The following is a 24853-nucleotide window of genomic DNA, read 5'->3' on the forward strand; positions in this document are numbered from 1 at the left end:
CTATTCTCCCTCCTTCAATTCTTGCTCAATCATACCTTTAGGTAAAGCGACAAAATGACGATCAGCAACTTTTTGTAGTGGTAATACTCGACCATCTTTTTCATACCATTTATCTTGATCTTGCAAGAATTCTTGTTCTACACGTTGACGATCTTCCTTATGTTTTTCTCTATTTTCAACATCAACAACAGGAATTGCAGAAAGTAGACGCTTTGTATAAATATGCATTGGATTCTTATAAATCTGATCACGTTTGCCAATTTCTACAAAACGTCCCCGGTGCATAATAGCAATATCTTCTGACATATGCTTTACAACACCCAAGTCGTGTGAAATGAAGAGGTAGGCAATATTGTATTCTTGTTGAATATGTTTCATAAAGTTCAAAACTTGTGCTTGAACAGACAAATCCAAAGCTGAGGTTGGCTCATCTGCTACGATCAACTTCGGTCTAGTAGCTACTGCACGTGCTACCCCAATTCTTTGACGTTGACCACCAGAGAATTCGTGTGGATATTTGTAGATAGCATCACTAGGCATACCAACAATATCTAAGAGTTCTTGAACTCGTTTTCTTTCTTCATCGGTTGTTAAGTTTTCAAAGTTTCTAATAGGTTCAGCAATAATATCTTCAATTCGTTTTCTAGGATTTAAACTCGACATTGAATCCTGAAAAATCATTTGAACATCTTTATTGTAGTTAAGCTTTTTACGATTTGATGCTTTAGTAACATCAACGCCTTTATACAAAATTTGTCCGCTAGTTACTTTTTCTACACCAACAATTGCTTTACCAGTAGTTGATTTACCGGAACCCGATTCTCCAATTAGACCGTAAGTTTCTCCTTCTTTAATTGAAAGATTAATCCCATCAACGGCTTTGACATATCCAGTAACTCTATTCCAAAATCCAGAACGAATTGGATAGTGAACTTTTAAATTTTTTATTTGGATTATTTCATCGGCCATAATTTCCTATCCTTTCTTCTCTTCATCTTGGAAATGGAAGCTTTGCCAGCAAGTACATCTTACAAAATGTCCTGGTTCAACTTCATGAACCTTAGGGTTTTCTTCATGAGCACTAGCTGGAATCCAAGGAATTCTAGCTGCAAATCTATCCCCAGTTCTTGGCATGTTAATCAATGAAGGAACTGTTCCATGAATCACATGTAGGTCTTCACTTTCATCATCTGTTTGTGGCATAGAGTGTAAAAGTGAGCGTGTATATGGATGAAGAGGATTTTCAAAAATTGTTTTAACATCTGCTTTTTCAACAATTTGCCCTGCATACATAACTGCTACTTGATCAGCAGTTTCAGCAACAACACCTAAGTCGTGTGTAATTAAAACAATTCCTGAATGAGATTCTTTTTGAATTTCTTTAAGTAGATCTAAGATTTGTGCCTGAATAGTAACATCCAAAGCAGTAGTTGGTTCATCAGCAATAATAATTTCTGGCTTACATGCAATTGCGATTGCAATTACGACACGTTGACGTAAACCACCAGATAATTCATGTGGGTACATCTCGTACATTTCTTCTGGACGAGGCATTCCAACTTGATTAAAGAGTTCAATTACGCGTGCATGACGAGCTTTTTCATCCATATCAGTATGATAGTAAAGTGTCTCAGCAACTTGATCTCCAACCTTCATTAATGGATTAAGAGATGCTAATGGATCCTGGAAAATCATCCCAATATTATTACCACGAATTTTATTAAACAATGATTCATTTAAGTTAACTAGGTTTAATTCATTGTATAAAATATCGCCAGTTACTTTCGTATTTTTGTGGTCGTACAAACCAATAATGCTTGAAGCAATTGTACTTTTACCACAACCAGATTCTCCAACAACTGCCAAAATCTCATTTCGTTTCAAGGTTAAGTTAATGTCATCAGCGGCATCATAAAACTTACCGTGTAAACGATATGCGGTATGCAAGTGTTCGATATCTAATAAAAGATCACTTTGCTTTTCCAAAGGCCATTCTCCTCTCAAACCTTACGACATTATTAAAAGTCAATTAGATTTTCAATTTAATGTCATTATTATAAACAAAAGATACTGCTATTTCAACAACTTTTATAAAAGTAAATGAAAAATGACAGTATCTTCTGAAATTTCAATGATTAAAATTTTAATTTTGGTGACTCTTAATATATTCTACTGCTTCACCAACAGTTTGTAATTTTTCTGCATCATCATCTGGAATCTCGGCTCCAAATGTATCTTCTAGATCCATTACTAACTCAACGAAATCAATTGAATCTGCATCTAAATCATTCTGAAAATTTAAATCTTTAGTGATCTTATCACGATCAATACTAAAGCGTTCTGAAATCATATCAGCAATTTTATTAAAAATTTCCTCTTCGGTCATTTTTTAACCTCCAAAAAAGTTTAGTTTAATTCTAAGGCATTTTTATATTAAAGTCTAGCGAGATTCACTAAAGTATTTTTTATATTCGCCAACCAAATCTTGACTCAACATCTTATCAATTTGTAATAAAGTGTAGTAAATAGGACGGATATTCGATCTACCGTGCGTCTTTACAACAGGTGCATTTACCCCAAGTAAAACTGCTCCCCCATATCTAGCCGTATCAAATCTTTTCTTTAATGCAGTAAGTCCTGGCTTTGCTAATAAGGCTCCTACCTTAGGACGTAAACCATTATTTAGCAAAGACTCTTTAAGTAGACGTAAAATTACACTTGCAGTCCCTTCTATTGCCTTAAGAGTAGCATTTCCAGTAAAACCATCTGTTACAATCACATCGGCTTTACCTTCCATTAAATCATTTCCTTCAACATTACCAATGAAGTTAAGATTAGTTGCTTTAAGAAGCTTATAAGCTTCTTGGTGAAGGGGATCTCCTTTATCATCTTCTGCACCATTATTTAATAAAGCTACGGTTGGATTTTTAATATTTCTAATTTTTTGAGCATAAAAGTTAGCCATTTGTGCCCATTGTACTAAATATTCAGGCTTACTTTGTGCATTTGCACCAACATCAATAATATTAAAGCCATCTTCACTTTTAGCACTGGGAAGAGTTGGCATTAAAGCCGGGCGTTCTACACCTTTAATTCGGCCAATAATAAAAATCCCGCAAGCTAGGAGTGCTCCAGTATTTCCTAGTGAAAATAAGGCGTCTGCTTTTCCCGACTTTACATAGTTAGCAGCAACAACCATTGAAGAATTCTTCTTACGTCTAATTGCTTTTACTGGCTCGTCACTATCAACAATAACTTCACTAGTTGCAATAACGTCAATTCTATCTTTTTGCTTAGGGGGAATTAGTTTATTAATCTTTTCTTCATCCCCAAATAAAACAAATTTTGTATCTTTTAATTTCGGCTTTGCTTTTAATGCGGCATCAACAATAGCCTTAGGAGCATTTTCTCCCCCCATGGCATCAATTGCAATTGTTTTCATATTCACTCCGGTTATTTCTAATTATTATTCAAATCTTTCTTATATTTTAGCACTTCTTGTAAAAATTTATTTTCTGGATTAGCCAAAGCTGGGTCAGACTTAATTAGATTACGAGCTTCTTTTTGAGCAGTCACTAAGGCATTATAGTCATTTACTACATCCCCAACTTGAAACTGAGGTAAACCAGATTGAGCCTTTCCAAAAACATCTCCTTCGCCACGTAGTTTTAAATCTTCTTCTGCTAATTTAAAACCATTACTGGTAGAGGTAATAATGTTCATTCGTTTCTTACCAATTTCTGTTTTAGGATCACTCACAAACACACAAAAACTTTGTGTCTGTCCCCGGCCAATTCTTCCTCGCAACTGATGCAATTGACTTAAGCCAAAGCGATCAGCATTAAAGATCACCATCATATTTGCATTCGGAACATCGACACCAACTTCAATTACACTTGTAGTAACTAAAATATTAATCTTGCCCGCAGCAAAGCTATCCATAATTTCATTTTTCTGATCGCCTTTCATCTGGCCATGAAGCAAAACAACATTTTCGTCTTTAAAGTAATGAGCAATTTTTGCTTGTAAATCCTCAGCGTTTTTTAAGTCACTTTTTTCTGATTCACTAATTAAAGGGGTTACAACATAAATTTGAAAACCTTTATCTAACTGTGAACGCATCAAACCAAGAACCTCTCTTAATTTGCTGGAAGTTGCCCATGAGGAAACTACTGGCTTTCTTCCTTTTGGCAAGTGTCTAATTTCAGAAACAGCCATATCTCCATATACAGTTAATGCCAGTGTACGAGGAATTGGAGTTGCAGTCATTGCCAGTATATCAGGTGCCTCACCTTTTTTAATTAAGGTGTTTCTTTGATTTACTCCAAATCTATGTTGCTCATCAATGATAACTAGACCGAGATTTTTAAAATGAACATCTTTTTGGATTAATGCATGAGTCCCAATCACAACATTGATTGTTCCATCAGCTAATTCACGATAAATTTCTTTCTTTTCTAAGTCCTTAGTGTCTCTCGTCAATAAGGCAACTCGCACACCCAAGGGCTTCAGTAATTCATCTATTTTAGCAAAATGCTGCTGAGCTAAAATTTCTGTTGGAACCATTAAAGCAGCCTGATAGCCTGCAGTAACAGCTGCATAAATTGCAAAAACTGCTACTACGGTTTTACCACTACCCACATCTCCCTGCAATAATCTTCGCATTTGTCTTTTAGAATGAAGATCAGCAAAAATTTCATTCACCACTTTTTTTTGATCATCAGATAACTCAAATGGAATTTCTTCAATTAATTCTTTGACAGCAGCTAAATCATATTTCTTTTCTACTCCAGGTGCATCTTCATTTCTTTGGGAAAGAAGTTGAGCAAGTTGCATTTGAAAAAGAAAAAAATCTCTAAAAATAGCACTTCGGCGTGCTATCTTTGCCTCATTTTCATTTTTTGGATGATGCATTTTTTCTACCAAAACGCGATCAGAAAGCAAGCGATATTTTTCTCTTATAGAAGCTGGGATTGTTTCTCCAACTTCATTTATAGTTTCCTCTAAAGCAAGATCAATTAACTTTTGCAGCTTATTTTGCTTTAAATGACGATTGACAGAATAAATAGGAGCAAAACCTGAATCTTTCTTTTCAGCTACTAATTTAAAGCCACTTAATGACTGTCGCGCTACTTGATACTTCCCATATACTGCAACTTCCTTACCTGATTCCACTTTATTCTTTAACCAGGGCTGATTAAAAAAATTGACCATGATAATGTCATGATCAATTTTCATTTTAAAGCTGAGCCTTGTTTTTCGATAACCAAATCGGCTAACAAATGGATCTGTTACCACCATTCCCTTTAATAAGACTTTCTGCCCATCTTCAATTTGATCAAGAGGGATTATCTCTAAATCATCATATCTAAAAGGAAAATAAAATAGTAAATCATAAATTGTATTAATGCCAAGACTGGCCAAAGCTGTAGCTGTCTTTGCTCCTACACCTTTTAACTCAGTTACTGGTTCAAATAACTTACTCTGCTTATTATTCATATTTTATTCCACGGATACTAAGAAGTAGTAAACTGGCTGGCCACCATCATGAACTTCAAATTCTAAATCATCATGAGTAGCTTTAAGCTTTTTAACTACTTCGTCAGCTTCTGCTCTGGTAGCATCACTACCATACATAATAGTGATAATTTCACTATCTTCATCTAACATCTTTTCAATCATTGAAACTGTTGTATCAACCAGGTCTGGATTATCAACCTTAATGGTTCCATCAACAATTCCAAGATAGTCATCTTTTTTAACTTCAATATCATCAATCTTAGTGTCACGGATTGCTTTAGTGACTTCACCAGATTTAACTGTATCCAGGTCTTCAGACATTGCTTCAACATTTTCCTCTACTGAAGCATCTGGATCAAAGGAAAGCATTGCAGTTAATCCTTGAGAAATTGTCTTTGTTGGAACAATTCCAACCGGAATTTCACTAACTTCAGCAGCTTGCTTAGCAGCCATGATAATATTACCGTTATTTGGTAAAATAATGGCCTTTTTAGCACCGGATTTAGTAATAGCGTCCATAATATCCTTAGTTGATGGATTCATAGTTTGTCCACCAGAAATAATTCTATTTACGCCCTCACTCTTAAATAATTCACGGATTCCATGACCTGAAGCAACTGCAATAACTGCAAAATCAACATTTTCTTCTTGTTCTTCGTTACTTTCTAAGATAGTTTCATGTTGAATCCGCATATTATCGATTTTAATTTTACCTAGTTGTCCAAATTTTTGGCCGTATGTAAAAACATCTCCTGGGTGTTCTGTATGAACGTGAACTTTAGCCACTTCACCATCTGAAACAGCTAAAAGTGAATCACCTAAGTTAGATAGATGTTCTCTAAATTGTTCAAGATTGAATTCTTCTTTATTTGGAACATCAACAGTTAAGTCAACCATAATTTCAGTACAGTAACCATTCTTAATATCACTAGTTGATAATTGAACTTGAGCAGATTCAGCTTGGTGGTGAGCTGCATTAATTAACTCATCCATTTCACCTTCATCTAGTTGATAATCATCATTATCCTTTTCGCCAAGAACTCCCTCTAAAAAGCCTTGGTAGATAAATACTAATCCTTGACCACCCGAGTCTACTACTCCAACTTGCTTTAAAACTGGTAATAAATCAGGCGTAGTCTTCAAAGCCTTTTTAGCTCCATCAACTACCGCTCTCATTACTTCGCTGACATCATCAGTTTCGTTTGCCTTATTTTTACCTTCCTCAGCTGCAACACGAGCAACGGTTAAAATAGTTCCTTCAACAGGCTTCATAACTGCTTTATATGCAGTTGTAACACCATTTGCAAAAGCATTAGCTAAATCTTGAGCAGTCAGGGTATCTTTTTCTTCAGTAGCTTTATAAAAACCTCTAAATAGTTGAGAAGTTATAACTCCACTGTTACCGCGAGCTCCCATCAACATTCCTTTTGAGAGACTTTCAGTTAGGTCACCAACGGATTCACTAAGATTTTCATTAACAGCTTTTGCGCCGCTCTCAATGGTTAAATTCATATTAGTTCCAGTATCACCATCAGGTACTGGGAAAACATTTAATTTATTTACAAATTCAGCGTTCTTGCTCATGCGATGAGTTGCTGCACGAACCATATCTCTGAATTGATCACTATTAATTTCAGTTAAAACCACAATTAACTCCTCCAGAATGCATTAATCGTCTAAAACCTTTACGCCTTGAACAATAACGTTAACCGTCTTAGTCTTAATGCCTAAAAGATTTTCAAGATTGTATTTTACACTATCTTGGACATTGTGACTTACTTCCGAAATTTTTAGACCATAACCCACAATAATATATACATCAACGACGATTTGATTATCATTAGTTTTAATTACAACACCGCGACGATAATTTTCACGGTTTAAAATAGTATAAGCTCCATCCCGTAAAGCGTTCTTTGAAGCCATTCCAACTACACCATAGTTAGAAGTAGCTGCTCCGCCTACGACAGTAGCAATCACACTATTTGAAATATCAATTAAGCCATATTTTGTTTTAATTTTAACAGCCATCGTATTCCTCCATTAACGAAGAACAATTTTTTCTCAATTTATTTTAACACAGCAGGCTTTTATATCAACAATGTTAGTTTCAAGAAAATGGAAAGACAATATTGCACAATTCTAAAAGCTGTGATAAATTAAATAAGTACTACAACAACATAAAGGAGGGTTTAGCACAAATGGCAAAAGACATTATTACTGGCCGCAAGACGGTCTTTGGTAACAAGCGTTCAAAGGCTTTGAACTCCGTGCGGCGTTCATGGAAGCCAAACCTTCAAAAAGTTCGCATCCTTGTTGACGGTAAGCCAAAGCGTGTTTGGGTATCCGCTCGCGCTTTGAAATCCGGTAAGGTTAAACGTGTCTAATTAAGAAGTAAAAATAAAAGGGATCAAGAAATATTTCTTGATCCCTTTTATTTTTTATCTCGACTATTGATTACGATTAATGTCCCAGACTCACACGAAATCTCTATTGCTTGCCTATTCAAATATTCATTTGATGAATAAACTGTCGGTACGGGCAAATCAATGGGCTGTAAATCATATCTCGCATTTTTGATACTAAAATTTTTAGCTCCTGTCAAAGTTCCGATTCCTAAATATTTATAATCAGCTTCGTAAGGAAGTATGTGCTTTCCTTTTCCGAAAAAGCGGATAATATTTTGCTTATCAATAAATTTAATTTTTTCTTTAAATCTATCAAACGGAGCTTTCAGCATAGCATACATATTAACAAAAAAATGATCCATTCTTCCTCCTGTTGCTCCATATACCGTTAAACTGTCAACTCGATAATCGATAAATGCGGCATAAAACAACATTTCAGAATCCGTAAAATCTTTGATTGGATTCGAATAACGCATATCCTTAACTTTACTTTCAACGATTTCTCTTTCATCAAAAGTCAATGAATCATAATCTCCTAAGGCAACGTTAGGTACTATCCCTAACTCTAATAAAAAAAGGCTGCCCCGATCACTAGCCATAATTAGGGCGCCTTTTTTACTTGCTTCTTTAATTTCAGTGGCTAAATTATGTGGCCATTCTTCTTTTGGACCACCTAATAATGCAATTGCTCTCATTTGTCTTCTTTTTTCAATTTCATAACTTGATCTTCAATACTTCCATTTTTAAAAATGTAAGAACCAGCTACAAAAATTGTGGCTCCTGCGTCTCTAGTAAGCTTTACAGTCTTAGGCTCAATTCCACCATCAACTTCAATTGGAACACTTAAATTCTCAGCTTCAATCATATTCTTAAGTTCAACTAAACGTTCAACTGACTGTTCTTCAAACTTTTGCCCACCAAATCCAGGTTTCACCGTCATCAAAAGCACTTGATCTAATTCTTTTAAAAATGGCTGCAATTTTTGTACTGGTGTAGACGGATTAATGGCCATTCCACATCTAACATTATGATCTTTTAAATATTTTATCCAATATTCTGGATTATCCGTTGCTTCATAATGAAATTCTAAAAGATCACATCCAGCTTCTACAAAGAGAGGCAATGTTGTTTCTAAGTCATTACTCATTAAATGAATTTCAGCATCTGTTAACGGAAAGGAGCGCTTAAAGTCTTTTACCAATTCTGGTCCATATGACAAATTAGGTACAAAGTGTCCATCCATAATATCAATATGGAATCTATCTATGCCACTTTCAATAGCGGCTTTAATATCACGACTTAGATGCATATTATCTGCATTCAAAATTGATGGTGCTATCATAGTTTCACCTATTTCTTTAAATACTCTGGCATTCTATTGTCAGAAATTTCTTGTCTAATTTTTAAATAAGATTCATAACGACTGCGCGCTATTTTGCCCTCTTCTACAAGTTTTTTAACCTCGCAACCAGGCTCTTTAATATGTTGACAACCTCTAAATTTGCATTCTACACTTGCTTCTTTTAAATCATAAAAGTAATTTCTTAGATCATCAACTTTGATCTTAAAGAGATCAATAGCTGAAAAACCAGGAGTATCAGCAATAAAGCCAGAGCCGTATTTAAATAGTGTTACTTGTCTTGTGGTATGTTTTCCACGATTTAAAGCAGTTGAAATTGCTCCTGTTGCCTGCTTTGCTTCACTCTCCAGCTTATTCAATAATGTTGACTTGCCAGCACCTGATTGGCCAGCTAAGGTCCAAATCTGATCTTTATCGATCATTTTTGGAAGCTCATTTTCCAGTTTTTTTGCATCTTCAAAAACAGGATACCCAATTCTTTGGTAGTATTCTAACTCAGTTTGAATATCTTTTAATCTTTCAGAAGAAGTAATATCGGATTTTGACAAATAAATGACTACGCCAACATTTTTCCAAGCAAAAAATGTTAAGTATCTATCTAATAATTCAAGTGAAAAGTCGGGCTCAACAGCGGAAATTACTAACAATACTCTAGACACATTTGCCACTGCTGGCCGCCCTATTTCATTAATGCGTGGCAATATTTCAATTAAATAGTTCATTCCCTGATCATCTAGTTGAACTACTACTCTATCTCCTACCAGTGGCTTTTGTTTACGATCTCTAAAAACTCCTCGTGCTCTCGTTCTAACTACTTTATCATCAATTTCGACATCATAGTAGCCTGAGATAGCACTAATAATCGTCCCTTCTGCTTTTTTCATTATTTATTAACGTCCTCATTTAAAATCGTTTCACCATTTCGCAATATTTTTATATGCCCATTTTTTTTGCTTAACTTAAACGAAATGGTAAAAGTTTGTTCAGAAATAATGTTCATGTCTTTGTAAATATTATTAATTGAATGTCCATCATCAGAAACATATACCTGAATATGATCTGGCGTTTTTTCTGATCCGCTTTGATCAGTACTTCCTGGATAATTAATAGTATAAGATTTTGTAACAGTAGTGGTAGTAGTTGAACTGCTTGAAGTATCAGTAGAATTGTTTTTCTTAGCTTTTGCTACTACTATCGTTAACGTATCCCCGGGATTCACGTCAGTACCTGATTCTGGGGATTGACGTAAAACTGTACCATCATTTTTACCATCTGAGTCTTCTTCTTCAACTTTAAGTGATAAATGATGTTCCCGTGCATAATCTCGGGCACCTTTCAATGAATATCCCACGATATCTCTTAATTTTATTGTATTTCGTCTAGATCGGGTACTACTCGCCGAACTAGGCCCCTTCGAAACCAACAAAGTTACTGTTGATTTATTAGGATTTACTTCCTGGCCTGGTTCAATATCTTGAGCATTAACCTGGTTTTTAGGACTAGGAGAGTATTCTTCAGTTTTAGTAACAGTAAAGCCTAGTTTAACCAGCTGTTTCCGCGCAAGAGAATAAGACTCTCCAATTACATTTGGCATTTCAACAAGACGACTACCTCGAGATAAAACTAAGTTAACTTTTTCTCCATCTTTTATCTGAGATCCAATCGGAGGGTCTGTTCTAATTACTTCTCCTTTTGGAACACTGTCAGAATATTCATAAGTAATCTTTCCAATTTTTAAATTAGATGATTGGAGAGACTTCTTGGCTTGGGTTTGGCTCATCCTATTAAGATTAGGAATATCTACCATATCTTTTCTACCAAGAGCAAAGAATAGAATTACCATAATTACACAAAATGCAATTATTGCTCCTAACCACCACCATGTATGACCCTTAAGATTTTTAAACAGACTCTTTTTTTCTTCTTTAGGTTCTTCCTTTGCTTGCACTTCATGATCTTTATTATGAACGCTTCCTTCAAGAGGAGGAACAACAATAGTTTCATCAGTAGACGGATCATGCTCGGGCTTAAAAATCGGCTCATCCTTACGTTTTGGATCAAGACACGTATCCAAATCTGCTTTCATTTCTAAAGCAGATTTATATCGATCACGTGGATCTTTTGCTGTTGCTTTAAAAACCACATTTTCTAAAGCTTGGGGAACATTAGGATTTTTATCACTTAAAGATGGTGTTTTTTCTTGGAAATGCTTTAGAGCAACTGCAACAGCATTTTCTCCAGTAAAAGGAACTGTACCAGTCAATAATTTGTAAAGAATTATTCCTAAAGAATAGATATCCGATTGTTTTGTTGCCATACTGCCTCGGGCTTGTTCAGGTGACATATAATGCACTGATCCCATTGCAGTATTGGTTTGCGTCATCGTACTTTGATTTAAAGCAATTGCAATACCAAAATCCACAATTTTAATATTGCCTTTTTTATCCATTAAAATGTTTTGTGGTTTTAAGTCGCGATGGATCACATTGTGCTTATGCGCCAATGCAACGGCACTTAATATTTGATCCATGATATCAATTACTTTAGGCAAAGGAATTGGATTATTATGTTGGATATATTCTTCCAAATCAGATCCATCCACATAATCCATTACTAAATAATGACAATTTCCGTCTGTTCCTACGTCAAGAATCGAAACAATATGCGGATGACTTAATTCACTAGTAGAAAGTGCCTCTCTTTGGAAACGTTGAATAGTTTGAGGATCCTTTTGCAAATCTAGTCGCAAAACTTTAACTGCAACTTTTCTTTGCAGAATAATATCTTCAGCTAAATAAACATTAGCCATTCCACCTTCGCCTAAAACAGAGATAATCTTATAGCGACCACCAAGCAAATGGCCTTTCTCCATTGCTATTTGTCACCATCCTTTTCTACATAGGCAAGCAAGCAAACAGTAATATTATCTCCACCACCTAAACGATTAGCTTCATTAATAAGTTTATTACAACGCTCTTTTAAACTTAAATTTTTAGTGGCAAGGATTTGTTGAATTTGAGGATCAGTTAACGAATTTGTTAATCCATCCGTACAAAGCAAAAAAATATCACCAGCATGCACTTCAAGAATATCAAATTCTGGATTTACAGTACTTGAGACTCCTAAAGTTTCAGTAATAATATTTTTTTGAGGATGATTTCGAGCTTGTTGCTCGGTAATTTGTCCCATTTTAACTAATTCATGGACTAAAGAGTGGTCTTCAGTAATTTGCTTAAATTCATTACCTCCATAGAGATAACAACGTGAGTCACCTAGATGGGCAATTAAGATTTTTTCCGTAAAGGCAATTGCTAAAACTATTGTGGTGCCCATTCCATTTAGATCAGAAAAACGATCAGCTGTATTCAAGATAGTTTCATTTTCTAACCTTAATTGTACAGTTAACCATTTTTGAGCTAAGTCAGGATCAGTAAAATCTGTTTTTTCAAAATTATGACCTAAATGACTAACTGCCATCGTTGAGGCAACATCTCCTCCTTGATGGCCACCCATACCGTCACAAACGATCCCCATAATAATATTATTTTGATTTTTAAATACCTTTACAAAGTCCTGATTAGTTTCTCGGACTCTACCAATACTTGAAGCAAATGCTGTTTTAATCAAAATTATTTACCCTCGTTTTTTTAATTTTGCAATAAAAAATCCGTCACTGCCGTCACTACTTGGAAAAATACGTACCATTTCTTGCTTAGGAAGCTTTCCTACTTGAACTGGTATCAACTCAAAATCGGGATGCAATTTTAGAAATTGCTTAACTATTCCTTCATCCTCTTCATAGCTGATGGTACAAGTTGAATAAACCAATTCTCCTCCATTAGCTAAAAGTCCACTCACACTTTCCAAAATAGCTAACTGAATTTTTGCTAAATTTTTAATATCATTTAGTGATTTTTCATATCTAATCTCTGGCTTTCGTCTAATCAACCCTAAGCCCGAGCAAGGCGCATCTACTAAAATTTTATCAAATTGTCTTTGATTAAAATATTCTTTCGACTTTCGTGCATCTAAAGCCTTCGTCTTTACTTTATCACTAACATGAAGACGTTCGGCCGCATTTCTTACAAGCCTTAGTTTATTCTCATGAATATCTAAAGCAATTACACTACCTGTTGTCAAGTTTTCAGCGATTTGAACCGTCTTACCACCAGGGGCACTACATGCATCTAATACCTGTTCACTCCCCTTAAAGTCAAACGCATCCACAGCAAGTGAAGCAGCAGCATCCTGAATAGTAATTTTTCCATTTTTAAACAGAGCTGTTTGAGCTACTCCACCTTTATTCAAATTTAAATTATGCGGAGTTAGACTAGACTCTTCAAAACTAAAAGTATCTTTTTTTAATTCTTCTTTGATTTCTTCAAAGTCTGACTCTTTTGTAGTCATTCTAATTGAATTAGCAGCCGGTTGATTACTTCGTACTAAAATTTTTTTTGTTTCATTTTCACCAAAATGATCTAATAAATATTCTACTAACCATTTAGGAAAACTCTCTTTAATACTTAAATATTCAACTAAATCATTAGTTGGGGGCAAAATTTTACCTTGACGCTCTAAAGCACGCAAAATTCCGTTAACCAGCTTATAACTGCCACTATTTCTCTTACTATATTTTTTAGCAAGCTTGTTTGCCTCATCAAAAATCGCGTTTGCTGGTACTTTTTCTAAGAAAAAATACTGGTAGGCAGACATTAAAAGAAGCGGCTTTAAAAAACTATCGCGTAGTTTTGTTTTAATTAATGGCTTTAATTGATACTCTAAAAATATTTTATATTGAATTGTACCATATACAATTCTAGTAGCTAAAGCCTTATCAGCTAGCTTTAAATCATGCTTTATTAGTTCATTGTTTAAAGCAATATTAGAATAGCTTTTTTGATTAAAAACTTTAATCAAAGTCTCCAAAGCAACCGTTCTTGCATTACTCATCAACTATCTTATCTCCAATTATAAAATGACTACCTTGACCATTGAGATAATCTTTAATATTCATTTTCTTCTTACCAGTTGGCTGAACTTCAAGTAACTCTAATTGACTGCCATCAGCCATACTAATTACGAATTTCTTTTTATTAGTAACTAAAGTTCCAGCTGGAAAACTAGTCTTTTCAGTCAATGGCTTTGCTTTCCAAACTTTGAATCTCTTTCCACCAAGCATAAAGTAAGCACCTGGATCAGGATTAAGGGCACGAATTAGATTATTAGCTTCTTTAGCAGTCATGGTTAGGTTTATCTTTTCTTGGTCTTTAGAGATGTTAGGTGAAAAGACAACCTTATCCTCATCCTGAGCAGTCCGAGTAACTGTCCCATCAATAAACTTAGGTAAAGTTTCTAAGAGAAGATCTCTTCCCAAAACACTTAACTTATCAAATAAAGTACCACTTGTATCTTCATCTGTAATTGTCAAAGCTTTTTGGGCAAAAATATCTCCTGCATCCATCTTTTTCACCATCTCCATAATGGTGACACCAGTCTCTTTATCCCCATTCAAAACGGAATATTGAATTGGTGCACCACCACGATATTTAGGGAGAAGAGAACCATGAACATTAACTGGAGCTACTTTAGCTGACTTCAAAAACTTCGTTGGCAAAAATTGCCCATAAGCAGCGGTAATAATAAAATCTGGTTCAATTTTCATTAATTCTGCAAGTTCTTCTGATCCTGACAATTTAGCAGGTTGATAAACTGGAAGATTATGTTTCAAAGCTGTTTCTTTAACAGCAGATTGATGGACTACTTGTTTACGCCCAACGCGCTTGTCAGGTTGAGTAACAACCGCTTTAATTTCATACCCTTGTTCAATTAATCCTTGCAGAACGACACTACCAAAATTTGGAGTTCCTAAAAAAATAACTGATGACATAGATTCAACTTCTTTCTAAATTTACATTATTCTCTCTGGTTCATTATCAATATATATATTTAAACCACGTTTTTGTGCTAATTGTGCATCATCTTGAATTTGATGAAGCAAATCATGCAACTTAGGCTCATATTTATATTTTACCAAGATTTGGTAATAATATTGATTTTTAATTTTAGCTACACTACTTGGCGTCGGACCTAAAATAATAGTCGGAGCATGTAACTCCCGCATTAATTTTCTTTTTATTACAAATGCCTCTTTAGCAGCTGACTGTTCATTTTTTGATGTAATAGTAATTAAGGTAGTATAAAAAAATGGCGGATAGTTTCCTTGAAATCTAACCTGCATTTCTTTTTGGTAAAATCCCTCGTAATCTTGGCTTTGGGCTAGTTTTATTGCATAATTTTCCGGATTATAAGTTTGAATCATAACTCTACCAGTTTTTTCAGCTCTTCCGGCCCTTCCAGCTACTTGGGTTAGTAAATCAAATGTTTTTTCTGAAGAATTAAAATCTGGAAGAGATAATGCTGTGTCAGCATTAATTACTCCCACTAAAGTAACATTTGGAAAATCTAGTCCTTTAGCAATCATTTGTGTTCCTAAGAGAATATCGGCTTGATGATTACCAAAACTATCAAGAATTTTCTTATAACTTCCTTTACGTCTAGTAGTATCAACGTCCATTCTTAAGATCTTAGCGTCAGGAAGTAAAGTTTCCAGTTCTTCTTGAACTTTTTGCGTCCCCGTACCTAAAAATCTTATTTTTTCACTCTGACAATTTGGACATTTTCTTGGAATTGGCTCCTTATGGCCGCAATAATGACATTGCATCTGTCCAGTATCTTTATGTAAAGTTAACGAGATATCACAATTTGGACATTTTAAAACAAAGCCACAATTGCGACAAAGCATAAAACTAGCAAAACCACGACGATTAAGAAGTAAAATAACTTGTTCTTTTTTAGCTATTTTTTCTTTAATTACATCTACTAAGGGAATTGATAGATCAAACTGTCCACCAGCAAATTCAACAGTTTTTAGGTCTATTAGATCCACTTTAGGTAGCGACTTTTGATTAGCACGTTTAGTCAGACGTAATAATTTATATCTTCCTTTTTGAGCACGCGCTCGGCTTGCTAAAGAAGGCGTTGCACTTCCTAAAACAACTGGACAATTGTGAAATTTACTTCTCAATAGAGCTACATCCCGGGCATGGTAGCGAGGAGTATCGTTTTGCTTATAGGAAGATTCATGCTCCTCATCAATTACTATTAAACCAATATTTTTTAAAGGAGCAAAAATCGCGCTTCTAGCCCCTACTACAACTTGAGCTTCTCCACGCCTAATTCTTCGCCATTCATCATATTTTTCACCTTCAGATAAACCACTATGTAAAACAGCAACATTATCTCCAAAACGCTCTTTCACTTGTTTAACCATTTGAGGAGTTAGAGAAATCTCCGGAACCAACATTAAAGCATTCCGCTTCTGTTCAAGAGCTGTACTGATAGCGTGAAGGTACACCTCAGTTTTGCCACTCCCAGTAATTCCCTCAAGAAGAAAAGTCTTGGCCTCTTTTTCTTTAATACTAGTACCAATTGAATTTAAGGCGTCTAACTGTTCTGAATTTAATCTAACCGAATGCTTACTAGCATTAGATTCAAAATCTTTCAATGGATTTCGATAAATCTCCTGCTCTTTTTTTAACAGCCATCCCTTTTTTTCGGCTGCTCGTAATGTAGAACTTGAGATTCCTAATTCAGACTCAATAGTTGAACCCAATTTTGGATATTCGTTATATTTTTCAACGATATTATTAAGCAATGCTCGCTGGTTTTTGGATGTTTTCCTGATCCCTCCTAAAATCTCCTGATATTCTGTTCTTGTTTTAGTCAAAAGATAGGCAGCCACCTGTTTCTTCCTAGCTTTATTTTCAACTAAGTATTCAATCTTAGCTTGGTTATTTTTTATAAGCTTTTTAATTTTTACAATTGTCTCAAGATCAGAAACTTCATTTAAATCAAGCGGTTCACCTTTAAAAAGACTATTTTCTTTAATTTCATCTGTAAGGGGAACTAGAATTTTCCGATAATTCGCCTTCATTACGCGTGGTAACATTGATTGAAGAATTGTAATTCGATATGAAAAAATTTTATCAGCTAAAGTTTTAGAAAGAGCAATTAATTCTGGCGTAAGTGGTGGCAATTCATCAATTACAACAAGTAAATCTTTTAATTTTCCTGTATAAGAAGTTGTTTCACTGATTCCGACTACAAATCCCTGCACTTTTCGTCGACCAAAAGGAACAACCACTCTTGATCCAACAGCTACATCAGTTAATTCCTTTGGAATATGATATTCAAACACTCGATCAGTTTGTTTGGCAGCTACATCTACAATAACTTGCGCAATCATTTATCTTATCACCTACTAAAAAACCTTCATTGATTAACAATGAAGGAAAAGATTCTAGCCAATATCTTCATGATGCTCAGGATCAATTGTAACTTTACCAGCAGCAATTTCTTCAAGTGCTTCGCCCACTGCTTTATCAGACTTATAGTGTTTTAAAGCTAATGGAGCGCCTGCTTGAATCTCATGAGCTCTTTTAGCAGCTAACACTGAAAGAGAATAACGAGAATTTACTCGAGACAGCAATTTATCAATAGATGGGTATGTAATTTTCATCTGTTAATCCTCCTTAACCATATTTCTATAATCGTTAATTACTCGCGGTACACGCACGTGTTCAGCTTCAACAATAGACTTAATATGATCCACCGCATTAGCAACAGTATCGTTAACTACAGCATAATCATAATCTTCCATCATTAAAATCTCTTTACGTGCCTGTTTCATTCTCATGGCAATTACCTTGTCAGAATCAGTCCCGCGATTAACAATTCGATGTTTTAATTCATGTAAATCTGGTGGTGTCAAAAAGATAAAGACGCCATCTGGCATTAACTTGCGAACCTGTTTTGCTCCATTGACATCAATTTCAAGTAAAACATCTTTACCTTCATTGAGCATATTTTGTACTGGTGCAAGTGGAGTACCATAATGGTTGCCTACATATTTATTATATTCCAAAAGCTCGTTACCTTTAATTGCTTCTTGGAAACGGTCCTCTGAAACAAAATAATAATCCTTCCCATTAACTTCGCCTGGACGGGGCTTACGAGTAGTCATTGAAACAGAATATTCAAATGAAAAAGCTTTTTGCTTCACCATTGCACTTTTAACGGTCCCCTTACCAACGCCAGAAGGACCAGATAAAACTAATAATAAACCTTGATGTGCCATTTTCGCTCCTAAAAATTATAGTAACAAGAATATATTGCACTAAAAAACGAGGAATTTCAAGAGTTTCGCAAAGAGATATAAATTCCACTTGCAATCAAAAACATTTGTTCGTATAATACATAGTACAAACACAAGTTCGGGATATATAGAGGAATGAGATATGAATTTATTAAAGTCGCTTAATAATTATAGTAAACAAATTTATAATTACTTCTTTAATTATAATATTAATAAGCTTACTACTTTTGCACAAGACCCAAGTAAAATTATTAGAATTTTAGAGCATGCACTTTTTCATAAAGAATATATATTACTGACCTATCAAAATGGATGCACTGAGATTGGTCAACTAATTAAAAGAACTTCTGCTGGGCGTTTTGTATTAGATAGCTATGATAGCAACATAATTAGAATAATCGATTTAAACGAAATTTTTAACGTAGAGACGGCATGAAAATAAAGGACTTTTCAGTATAAATGTGATTTTTACTTTAAACTGAGAAGTCCTTTTTATTTTATTCTTTAAAACTTTCCATTAAATCAGCTGCATTTCTCTTAGCAGCATCCGTTACATCAGAGCCTGCCATCATCTGAGCAATTGCGGTAATGGCTTCTTCTTGCGTAAGAGGACCTACTTGAGTATAAGTAGCTCCATCTTTAACTTGTTTTACAACTGAATAACGTTGATCTCCAGCAGCAGCTACCTGTGGGGAGTGAGTAATTGTAATAACTTGTTTTTCTTGGCCGATTGCATGCATCTTTTTACCAATTGCTGCTGAAACCCTTCCGGAAACCCCAGTATCAATTTCATCAAAAATCATGGTTCCAACTGGTTCCACACGACTAAAGATTGCCTTTAATGCCAAAATTAAACGTGATTGTTCACCGCCAGATACTATTTTGACTAATGGCATCAAAGCTTCACCAGGATTAGGTGCAATCATAAAGATAACTTCATCAGTTCCAAGTTTTGTAAATGAATTAGTCTCATTAATTCTAATAGAAAAGCGTGCTTTTTCCATATACAGATCGGCTAATTCTTTTTTTATTTTTTCTTCAAGATCGCGAGCAATCTTTTCTCTCTGTTCATGCAAGTTTTGGGCTTTTTGACTAAGTCTTTTTTCAATGATTGCGAGTTCTTTTTGGATTTTTCCCTCATCTAAGTCTCCAATTTCAAACTTATTTAGTTCACTTTTAACCTTTTGTGCGAATTTAAAAACATCGTCTAAAGTTGGACCGTATTTTTTCTTCAAAGTATTCAATGTATCTAATCGGCTAGAAACATATTGATACCGCTCTTCATCAAAGTCCATTTGATCCATTAAAGTAGATAGTTCACTACGAGCATCATTTAAAGAATAAATACCATCATTAAGACTAGTAGCAAAATTCTCAAACTTTTTACCATAATTACTCAAATCTTCAGCAGCATTTTGGGCATTCCCAAGTAACGTAGCTAGTCCATGCTCATCATCATCATATAACTGCATAAAATAATTAGCTGTATCTGCAATTTTTTGATAGTTATTGAGCTCATTAAATTCTTCTTCTAGCTTTTCATCTTCATTTGGATCATTCAAATCAGCACTTTCTAGTTCATTATTTTGAAATTCCAAAATATCCTGTTTTTGAGCAATTTCTTGAGCATCTTCTCTTAACTTACGGAGTTGAGAAGTAAGATGACGCCATTTCTCAAAGTCAGCTTCATAACTATGCAATTCTTCCTTAAATTTAGGTTCCGCATAATTATCAATCAAATCTATTTGTCGATCTTGATCCATCAAAATTTGTTGATCATTTTGGCCATGAATATCAACTAAATTTCGTCCAATTTCACGTAAAACATTGATTGTAGTCAGCTGCCCATTAATTCTAACTACATTTCTTCCTTTATGCGTTAATTCTCGGCTAATTATTAGCTGGTCATCTTCAAAAGGCAGACCATATTTTTCACATAAACTTTCAATAAGAGCCTTTTGTTCGCTTAACACAAATAAACCCGTGATGACAGCCTTTTCTTCACCCGAGCGAATCATTTCACTTTGTGCACGACTTCCCAGGAGCAAAGAAACTGCATCAATAATAATTGATTTACCTGCACCAGTTTCTCCAATTAGAACAGTCATTTTTTCTTGAAAGCGAACTTTTAAAGTTTTAATGATTGCAAAATTTTTAATATCTAATTCAACTAACATTTTATTTCACCTAAAGGCCACTAACTGCACGTTGAACTACATCGGAAGGATTACCTTTCCATAAGTCTTGACCTGGATTTGCTATGTCTTTTCCTAAATGAATAAGAAATTCAATATTTCCTTTTCCACCTTTAATTGGTGAATAGTCTACTCCCAAAATATTAAACCCTATTTTTTGAGCAACTTCCATGGTATGTTTAATAACATTTGCATGAACTTCATGATCATGAACAATTCCATGTTTACCTACATTCTCAGGACCTGCCTCAAATTGTGGCTTAATTAAACACACTGCATCGCATTTATCTTTTAAAATTTCATACATTGGCGGCATAATTAAGTCTAATGAGATGAAGGAAACATCTGTCATTGCAAAATCAGGCAAGCCATCAGTGAAATCTTCTGGCTTACTATAACGAAAGTTCTGTTTTTCCATTACTACGACTTGAGGATTATCTCGTAATTTCCAAGCCAATTGATTATATCCTACATCTAATGCATAGACTAACTTAGCACCATTTTGTAAGGCAACATCGGTAAAACCACCAGTGGATGCTCCAATATCAAGGCAAATTTTTCTCTTCAAATCAATATTAAATACTTGCAGGGCTTTTTCTAATTTGAATCCTCCACGGGAAACATATTTTTTACCATCATCTTTTATATGAAAAACTTCATCTTCGGGAAATTTTTCTCCACTTTTATCAATTCTTTGATGATTATGGTCATTAACTAATCCAGCCATAATAGCTCTTTGGGCTTGACTACGAGAATTAAAAAGACCTTGTTCAAACAACAATACATCTGCACGCTTTTTAGACATTTACTATAATACCTTCTGATACAAATTAAAAAATTCACCTAATAAAGGTTGTTCAAAAACTTCTATAGCTTTTCTTCCTGATTCAATCATTTCTACAAGTTGTTTACGACTAGCCTCAATCCCAAGCAAAGTTAAAGTATTATTTTTACCTTCAGTTGCATCCTTATGAGTAGCTTTTCCTGCTTCAGTTGCTGTCTCCACTACATCCACCAAATCATCATAAATTTGATAAGATCTTCCAAAACGCTTGCTGAAGTTGTCTAATCTATTAAACTCAGAATCAGTTGCACCAGCATAAATTGCAGCCATTTTAACACTTGCTTCAATTAGGCAGCCTGTTTTCAACCACTCCATCTGATCAATCATCTTCGCATTTTCTTTAGCTGAATCGTTATTAGTTGTATCAATATCCAGATATTGACCACCGACCATCCCATTTGGTCCTACAGCTTGAGAAATAACAATTGCTAACGCAGCTGAATTACTTCCCTCAGTGATCCATTGAATTCCCAACGGAAGCAACCCATCTCCAGCTAATATCGCTTCTGCTTCTCCCCATTTTTTATGAGATGTAAGTTTTCCGCGACGATAATCATCATTATCCATCGCAGGTAAATCATCATGAATTAGAGAATAAGTATGAATTAATTCAATTCCACATGCAATTCTTAATTCTGGCTCTTCAATTTTATGATTTAGTGTCTCAAGAGTTGCTAAGAAAAGCAAAGGACGTAGTCGCTTACCTCCCGCCATTACTGAATAAGACATAATTTTACTAAAAGTTAGATTATCAATTTCAGTAACCAGATGTTCTTTTAAGAAATTGTCAATTTGAGGTGTATATTTTTCTTGAAAATCTTTTAACTTCATTTATTCTTCCTCAGGAGCAGACGCATTTTGGGGATCTAAGGTTTTTTCGCTTCCATCTTTATCTACTAACTTGGCCACAGTTTGTTCTGCATCATTTAGCTTTTTTTCTAATTCTCGGCTTAATTTAACGCCTGCTTGAAATTCACTTAGAGCATCTTCAAGAGGAACATTACCACTTTCAAGCTTATTAACTATTTCTTGTAATTCATTTAACTGTTCTTCAAAATTATTTTTCTTAATTGCCATTTTTTTCTCTCCGAATATTTTCTACATTCACTTGTGCTTGACCATCTTTAAAATGTAACTTTAACTTCTCATCAATTTTTAGCTGGCCAACTGAAGTAACTGTATTTCCTTTTTGATCAGTTGTATAAACGTATCCTCGACTAATTGTTTTCAACGGACTAATATCATCTAATTGTTGCATAGCTCGATTTAATCTATTTCTTTGATCTTTAAGATAGTTATTCATCGTTGAAAATAAATTCGATACTACAAAATTTCGTTCACGCTCAAGTTGCTCTAATTTTCGGCTAGGATTTAGTGCCTTAAGATGCTCTTGAAGTAATCGTAATGTAGATCCATCGTGCTGTAGTCGATTGTCCATTGCCTGATTAAGACGATGGGTGAGCATATCAACTTGTTGAATTTGTTGATCATAAATTCTAGTTGGCTCTTGTAAAACTGGTGCGTTCTTTAACCGATCTAAAATTTGACGCTTTGTATGAATATTGGCCTGAACGGCAGCATAAAGTCTTGCCCGCAATTGAACAATTTGCGTTAGTACATCAACTAAATTAGGTGTTGCATATTCTGCTGCAGCAGTTGGAGTAGCTGCTCTGGCATCGGCCACTAAATCAGCTAAAGTTGTATCAGTTTCATGTCCTACTGAACTGATCACTGGCATTTGCATCGCATAAATCTGCCGCACAACTTTTTCTTCATTAAATGGCCATAAATCTTCTAGTGATCCACCGCCACGCCCAATGATTACAACATCATATTTATCGCCTTGAGCTTGAATTTGCTGTAAAGCAGCCACAATTGTATCTGCTGCTTCATCTCCTTGAACTTTAGCGGGATACAAATCAATCTCAGCATGAGGAAAACGGCGATTAGCAGTAACCATAATATCATGAATTACCGCTCCTGAAGCACTAGTTACAACTGCAATACGATCTGGAAATAGGGGGATCTTCTTTTTATGTTCTTCGTTAAATAATCCTTCCTTTGCAAGCTTCTCTTGCAATTGTCTTAGCTGTTCATAAAGAGCTCCTAAACCTGCTGGCTCCATAGTCTGAGCATAAAATTGGTAAGATCCCTGCGGTCCATAAACATCTACATATCCACTAACATAAACCTTCATTCCCTCTTCAGGCTTAAATTTTAATTTTTCAAAAAATGAGCGAAACATCACTACATTAATTTTTGATTTTTCATCTTTTAATGAAAAATACTGGTGGGAATTCATTCTAAATCTAAAGTTAGACAACTCTCCCTGTAAAAACACTTTATGTAAATAGGGATCATTTTTAAACTTTTGTGAAATATAAAAATTTAAATCACTAACAGAAAGATAAACTTTATTATCTACCATGTTGTTTCCTCGTCAAAATTACTGCTTGTTTCATTAAACTAGCAACTGTTAATGGGCCAACTCCCCCTGGAACTGGTGTAATTGCATTGGCTTTCGGAGCAACCGTATTGAAGTCGACATCCCCCATTAATTTACCATTCTCACGGTTCATACCAACATCGATTATAACTGCTCCTTCTTTTACCATATCCTCAGTTACTAAATGTGCTTTACCCACATCGGAAATAATCACCTCAGCATTTTTAGTTAGCTCTGATAAATTTTTTGTTTTTGAATGGGCAATCGTAACAGTTGCATCCCTTTCAACTAAAACTGCAGCTAATGGTTTGCCTACAATGACACTACGGCCAATAATTACTGTATTTTTACCGGCCATCTCAATTCCATAATAGTCAATTAAGGTTAAAATACTGCGAACTGTTGCTGGAATTACATCACGCTGTCCTTCCCAGAGACGCCCTAAATTAAGAGGTGAAAATCCATCGGCATCTTTTTCTGGAGCAATTGTTTCAAAAATAGCTCTTGGATCAATTTGAGGAGGAACGGGCAATTGCACCATTATCCCATTAATACTTGGATCTTGATTAAGTTCTTCAATTTTTTCTAGAAGTTCAGCTTGAGAAGTATTAGCTGGAAAATGCAATCCTATTTCTTTAATTCCTACTTTTTTAGCCAAATTTCTTTTAACTCGCAAATAAATTTTGCTTGCCGGATCATCTCCAACTTCTATTACGCATAAAGTTGGATTTATTCCGTCGCTTTTTAATTTTTTTATTTCTTCTATCAAGTTCTCTTTAATTTCATTTGCAGGAGTTTTTCCTTCTAGTAATTTTTTCACTTAATCACCTCATAAAAAAAGTCGGCTCAACGAGCCGACTCATTAG

25 protein-coding genes are annotated in these 24853 nt (G+C 34.8%); 2 read left to right on the forward strand and 23 right to left on the reverse strand.

All coding sequences use genetic code 11. The features are described from left to right. The 7 genes from HMPREF0528_RS04030 to HMPREF0528_RS04060 all read right to left on the reverse strand — a co-directional run bounded on the left by HMPREF0528_RS04030 (position 1) and on the right by HMPREF0528_RS04060 (position 7551). Positions 1–969, reverse strand: coding sequence for an ABC transporter ATP-binding protein (locus tag HMPREF0528_RS04030; protein WP_004895324.1), 969 nt, complete (start codon positions 967–969; stop codon positions 1–3). Positions 970–975: 6 nt separating this feature from the next. Further along, a complete protein-coding gene (locus HMPREF0528_RS04035) occupies positions 976–1986 on the reverse strand; it encodes an ABC transporter ATP-binding protein (RefSeq protein ID WP_034525143.1) in 1011 nt (336 codons plus the stop codon). A 157-nt stretch (positions 1987–2143) separates the two neighbouring features. Further along, complete coding sequence (gene acpP, locus HMPREF0528_RS04040; protein ID WP_004895326.1) at positions 2144–2386, reverse strand: acyl carrier protein; 243 nt, start codon at positions 2384–2386, stop codon at positions 2144–2146. Between the two features lie 54 nt (positions 2387–2440). Then, the gene (gene plsX / locus HMPREF0528_RS04045; protein WP_004895328.1) at positions 2441–3442 is read right to left on the reverse strand and encodes a phosphate acyltransferase PlsX; all 1002 of its coding nucleotides are present in this window, start codon (positions 3440–3442) and stop codon (positions 2441–2443) included. Between the two features lie 17 nt (positions 3443–3459). Next, complete coding sequence (recG, locus tag HMPREF0528_RS04050) at positions 3460–5499, reverse strand: ATP-dependent DNA helicase RecG (protein WP_004895330.1); 2040 nt, start codon at positions 5497–5499, stop codon at positions 3460–3462. Positions 5500–5502: 3 nt separating this feature from the next. After that, entirely contained in the window at positions 5503–7167 is a 1665-nt protein-coding gene (locus HMPREF0528_RS04055) for a DAK2 domain-containing protein (RefSeq protein ID WP_004895332.1), read from the reverse strand. Between the two features lie 21 nt (positions 7168–7188). Next, positions 7189–7551 carry an Asp23/Gls24 family envelope stress response protein gene (locus HMPREF0528_RS04060; protein ID WP_004895335.1) on the reverse strand — a complete coding sequence of 121 codons (363 nt, stop codon included), beginning with the start codon at positions 7549–7551 and terminating at the stop codon, positions 7189–7191. A 170-nt stretch (positions 7552–7721) separates the two neighbouring features. On the opposite strand from HMPREF0528_RS04060, the gene rpmB reads away from it, so the two are divergent. Further along, positions 7722–7907 carry a 50S ribosomal protein L28 gene (gene rpmB / locus HMPREF0528_RS04065; RefSeq protein WP_004895337.1) on the forward strand — a complete coding sequence of 62 codons (186 nt, stop codon included), beginning with the start codon at positions 7722–7724 and terminating at the stop codon, positions 7905–7907. Positions 7908–7954: 47 nt separating this feature from the next. Here the strand turns inward: rpmB and HMPREF0528_RS04070 are convergent, their stop codons facing one another. Genes HMPREF0528_RS04070 through gmk form a run of 10 tightly spaced genes read right to left on the reverse strand, consistent with a single transcriptional unit; the run spans position 7955 to position 18484 of the window. After that, on the reverse strand, positions 7955–8623 hold the full coding sequence (locus HMPREF0528_RS04070; protein WP_004895340.1) for a thiamine diphosphokinase: 669 nt from the start codon (positions 8621–8623) through the stop codon (positions 7955–7957). Continuing rightward, entirely contained in the window at positions 8620–9270 is a 651-nt protein-coding gene (rpe, locus tag HMPREF0528_RS04075) for a ribulose-phosphate 3-epimerase (protein ID WP_004895342.1), read from the reverse strand. Before rpe ends, HMPREF0528_RS04070 begins: the two co-directional genes overlap by 4 nt. Positions 9271–9278: 8 nt before the next feature. Continuing rightward, positions 9279–10172 carry a ribosome small subunit-dependent GTPase A gene (rsgA, locus tag HMPREF0528_RS04080; RefSeq protein ID WP_004895344.1) on the reverse strand — a complete coding sequence of 298 codons (894 nt, stop codon included), beginning with the start codon at positions 10170–10172 and terminating at the stop codon, positions 9279–9281. Then, complete coding sequence (gene pknB, locus HMPREF0528_RS04085) at positions 10172–12160, reverse strand: Stk1 family PASTA domain-containing Ser/Thr kinase (protein ID WP_004895346.1); 1989 nt, start codon at positions 12158–12160, stop codon at positions 10172–10174. The genes rsgA and pknB overlap by 1 nt, the downstream gene beginning before the upstream one ends. A gap of 2 nt (positions 12161–12162) precedes the next feature. Next, positions 12163–12915, reverse strand: a complete 753-nt coding sequence (locus HMPREF0528_RS04090; protein WP_004895348.1) for a Stp1/IreP family PP2C-type Ser/Thr phosphatase — start codon at positions 12913–12915, stop codon at positions 12163–12165. A 6-nt stretch (positions 12916–12921) separates the two neighbouring features. Further along, positions 12922–14238 carry a 16S rRNA (cytosine(967)-C(5))-methyltransferase RsmB gene (gene rsmB, locus HMPREF0528_RS04095; RefSeq protein WP_004895350.1) on the reverse strand — a complete coding sequence of 439 codons (1317 nt, stop codon included), beginning with the start codon at positions 14236–14238 and terminating at the stop codon, positions 12922–12924. Further along, a complete protein-coding gene (fmt, locus tag HMPREF0528_RS04100; protein WP_004895351.1) occupies positions 14231–15175 on the reverse strand; it encodes a methionyl-tRNA formyltransferase in 945 nt (314 codons plus the stop codon). Before fmt ends, rsmB begins: the two co-directional genes overlap by 8 nt. 21 nt (positions 15176–15196) lie before the next feature. Continuing rightward, positions 15197–17593, reverse strand: a complete 2397-nt coding sequence (gene priA, locus HMPREF0528_RS04105; RefSeq protein ID WP_004895352.1) for a primosomal protein N' — start codon at positions 17591–17593, stop codon at positions 15197–15199. A 54-nt stretch (positions 17594–17647) separates the two neighbouring features. Continuing rightward, positions 17648–17866 carry a DNA-directed RNA polymerase subunit omega gene (rpoZ, locus tag HMPREF0528_RS04110; protein WP_004895353.1) on the reverse strand — a complete coding sequence of 73 codons (219 nt, stop codon included), beginning with the start codon at positions 17864–17866 and terminating at the stop codon, positions 17648–17650. A gap of 3 nt (positions 17867–17869) precedes the next feature. Further along, positions 17870–18484 (reverse strand): guanylate kinase, encoded by a 615-nt coding sequence (gmk, locus tag HMPREF0528_RS04115; protein WP_004895355.1) that lies wholly within the window; start codon positions 18482–18484, stop codon positions 17870–17872. Between the two features lie 160 nt (positions 18485–18644). On the opposite strand from gmk, the gene HMPREF0528_RS04120 reads away from it, so the two are divergent. Then, the gene (locus HMPREF0528_RS04120) at positions 18645–18938 is read left to right on the forward strand and encodes a hypothetical protein (RefSeq protein ID WP_004895357.1); all 294 of its coding nucleotides are present in this window, start codon (positions 18645–18647) and stop codon (positions 18936–18938) included. Positions 18939–18999: 61 nt separating this feature from the next. Here the strand turns inward: HMPREF0528_RS04120 and recN are convergent, their stop codons facing one another. From recN to HMPREF0528_RS04150, 6 genes are read right to left on the reverse strand one after another with little or no spacing between them, the layout of a single operon-like run. Continuing rightward, positions 19000–20679: a DNA repair protein RecN gene (recN, locus tag HMPREF0528_RS04125; protein WP_004895359.1), complete on the reverse strand. Its 1680-nt coding sequence runs from the start codon at positions 20677–20679 to the stop codon at positions 19000–19002. A gap of 10 nt (positions 20680–20689) precedes the next feature. After that, positions 20690–21502 (reverse strand): TlyA family RNA methyltransferase, encoded by an 813-nt coding sequence (locus HMPREF0528_RS04130; protein WP_004895360.1) that lies wholly within the window; start codon positions 21500–21502, stop codon positions 20690–20692. A 3-nt stretch (positions 21503–21505) separates the two neighbouring features. Beyond that, positions 21506–22372, reverse strand: a complete 867-nt coding sequence (locus HMPREF0528_RS04135; protein ID WP_004895362.1) for a polyprenyl synthetase family protein — start codon at positions 22370–22372, stop codon at positions 21506–21508. Continuing rightward, the gene (locus HMPREF0528_RS04140; RefSeq protein WP_004895363.1) at positions 22373–22618 is read right to left on the reverse strand and encodes an exodeoxyribonuclease VII small subunit; all 246 of its coding nucleotides are present in this window, start codon (positions 22616–22618) and stop codon (positions 22373–22375) included. Next, entirely contained in the window at positions 22608–23969 is a 1362-nt protein-coding gene (xseA, locus tag HMPREF0528_RS04145; RefSeq protein ID WP_004895364.1) for an exodeoxyribonuclease VII large subunit, read from the reverse strand. Before xseA ends, HMPREF0528_RS04140 begins: the two co-directional genes overlap by 11 nt. Further along, positions 23959–24807, reverse strand: a complete 849-nt coding sequence (locus HMPREF0528_RS04150; RefSeq protein WP_004895365.1) for a bifunctional methylenetetrahydrofolate dehydrogenase/methenyltetrahydrofolate cyclohydrolase — start codon at positions 24805–24807, stop codon at positions 23959–23961. Before HMPREF0528_RS04150 ends, xseA begins: the two co-directional genes overlap by 11 nt. Between the last annotated feature and the right edge of the window lie 46 nt (positions 24808–24853).

The sequence above is a fragment of the Lactobacillus johnsonii ATCC 33200 genome (assembly GCF_000159355.1).
Lineage (GTDB): Bacteria > Bacillota > Bacilli > Lactobacillales > Lactobacillaceae > Lactobacillus > Lactobacillus johnsonii.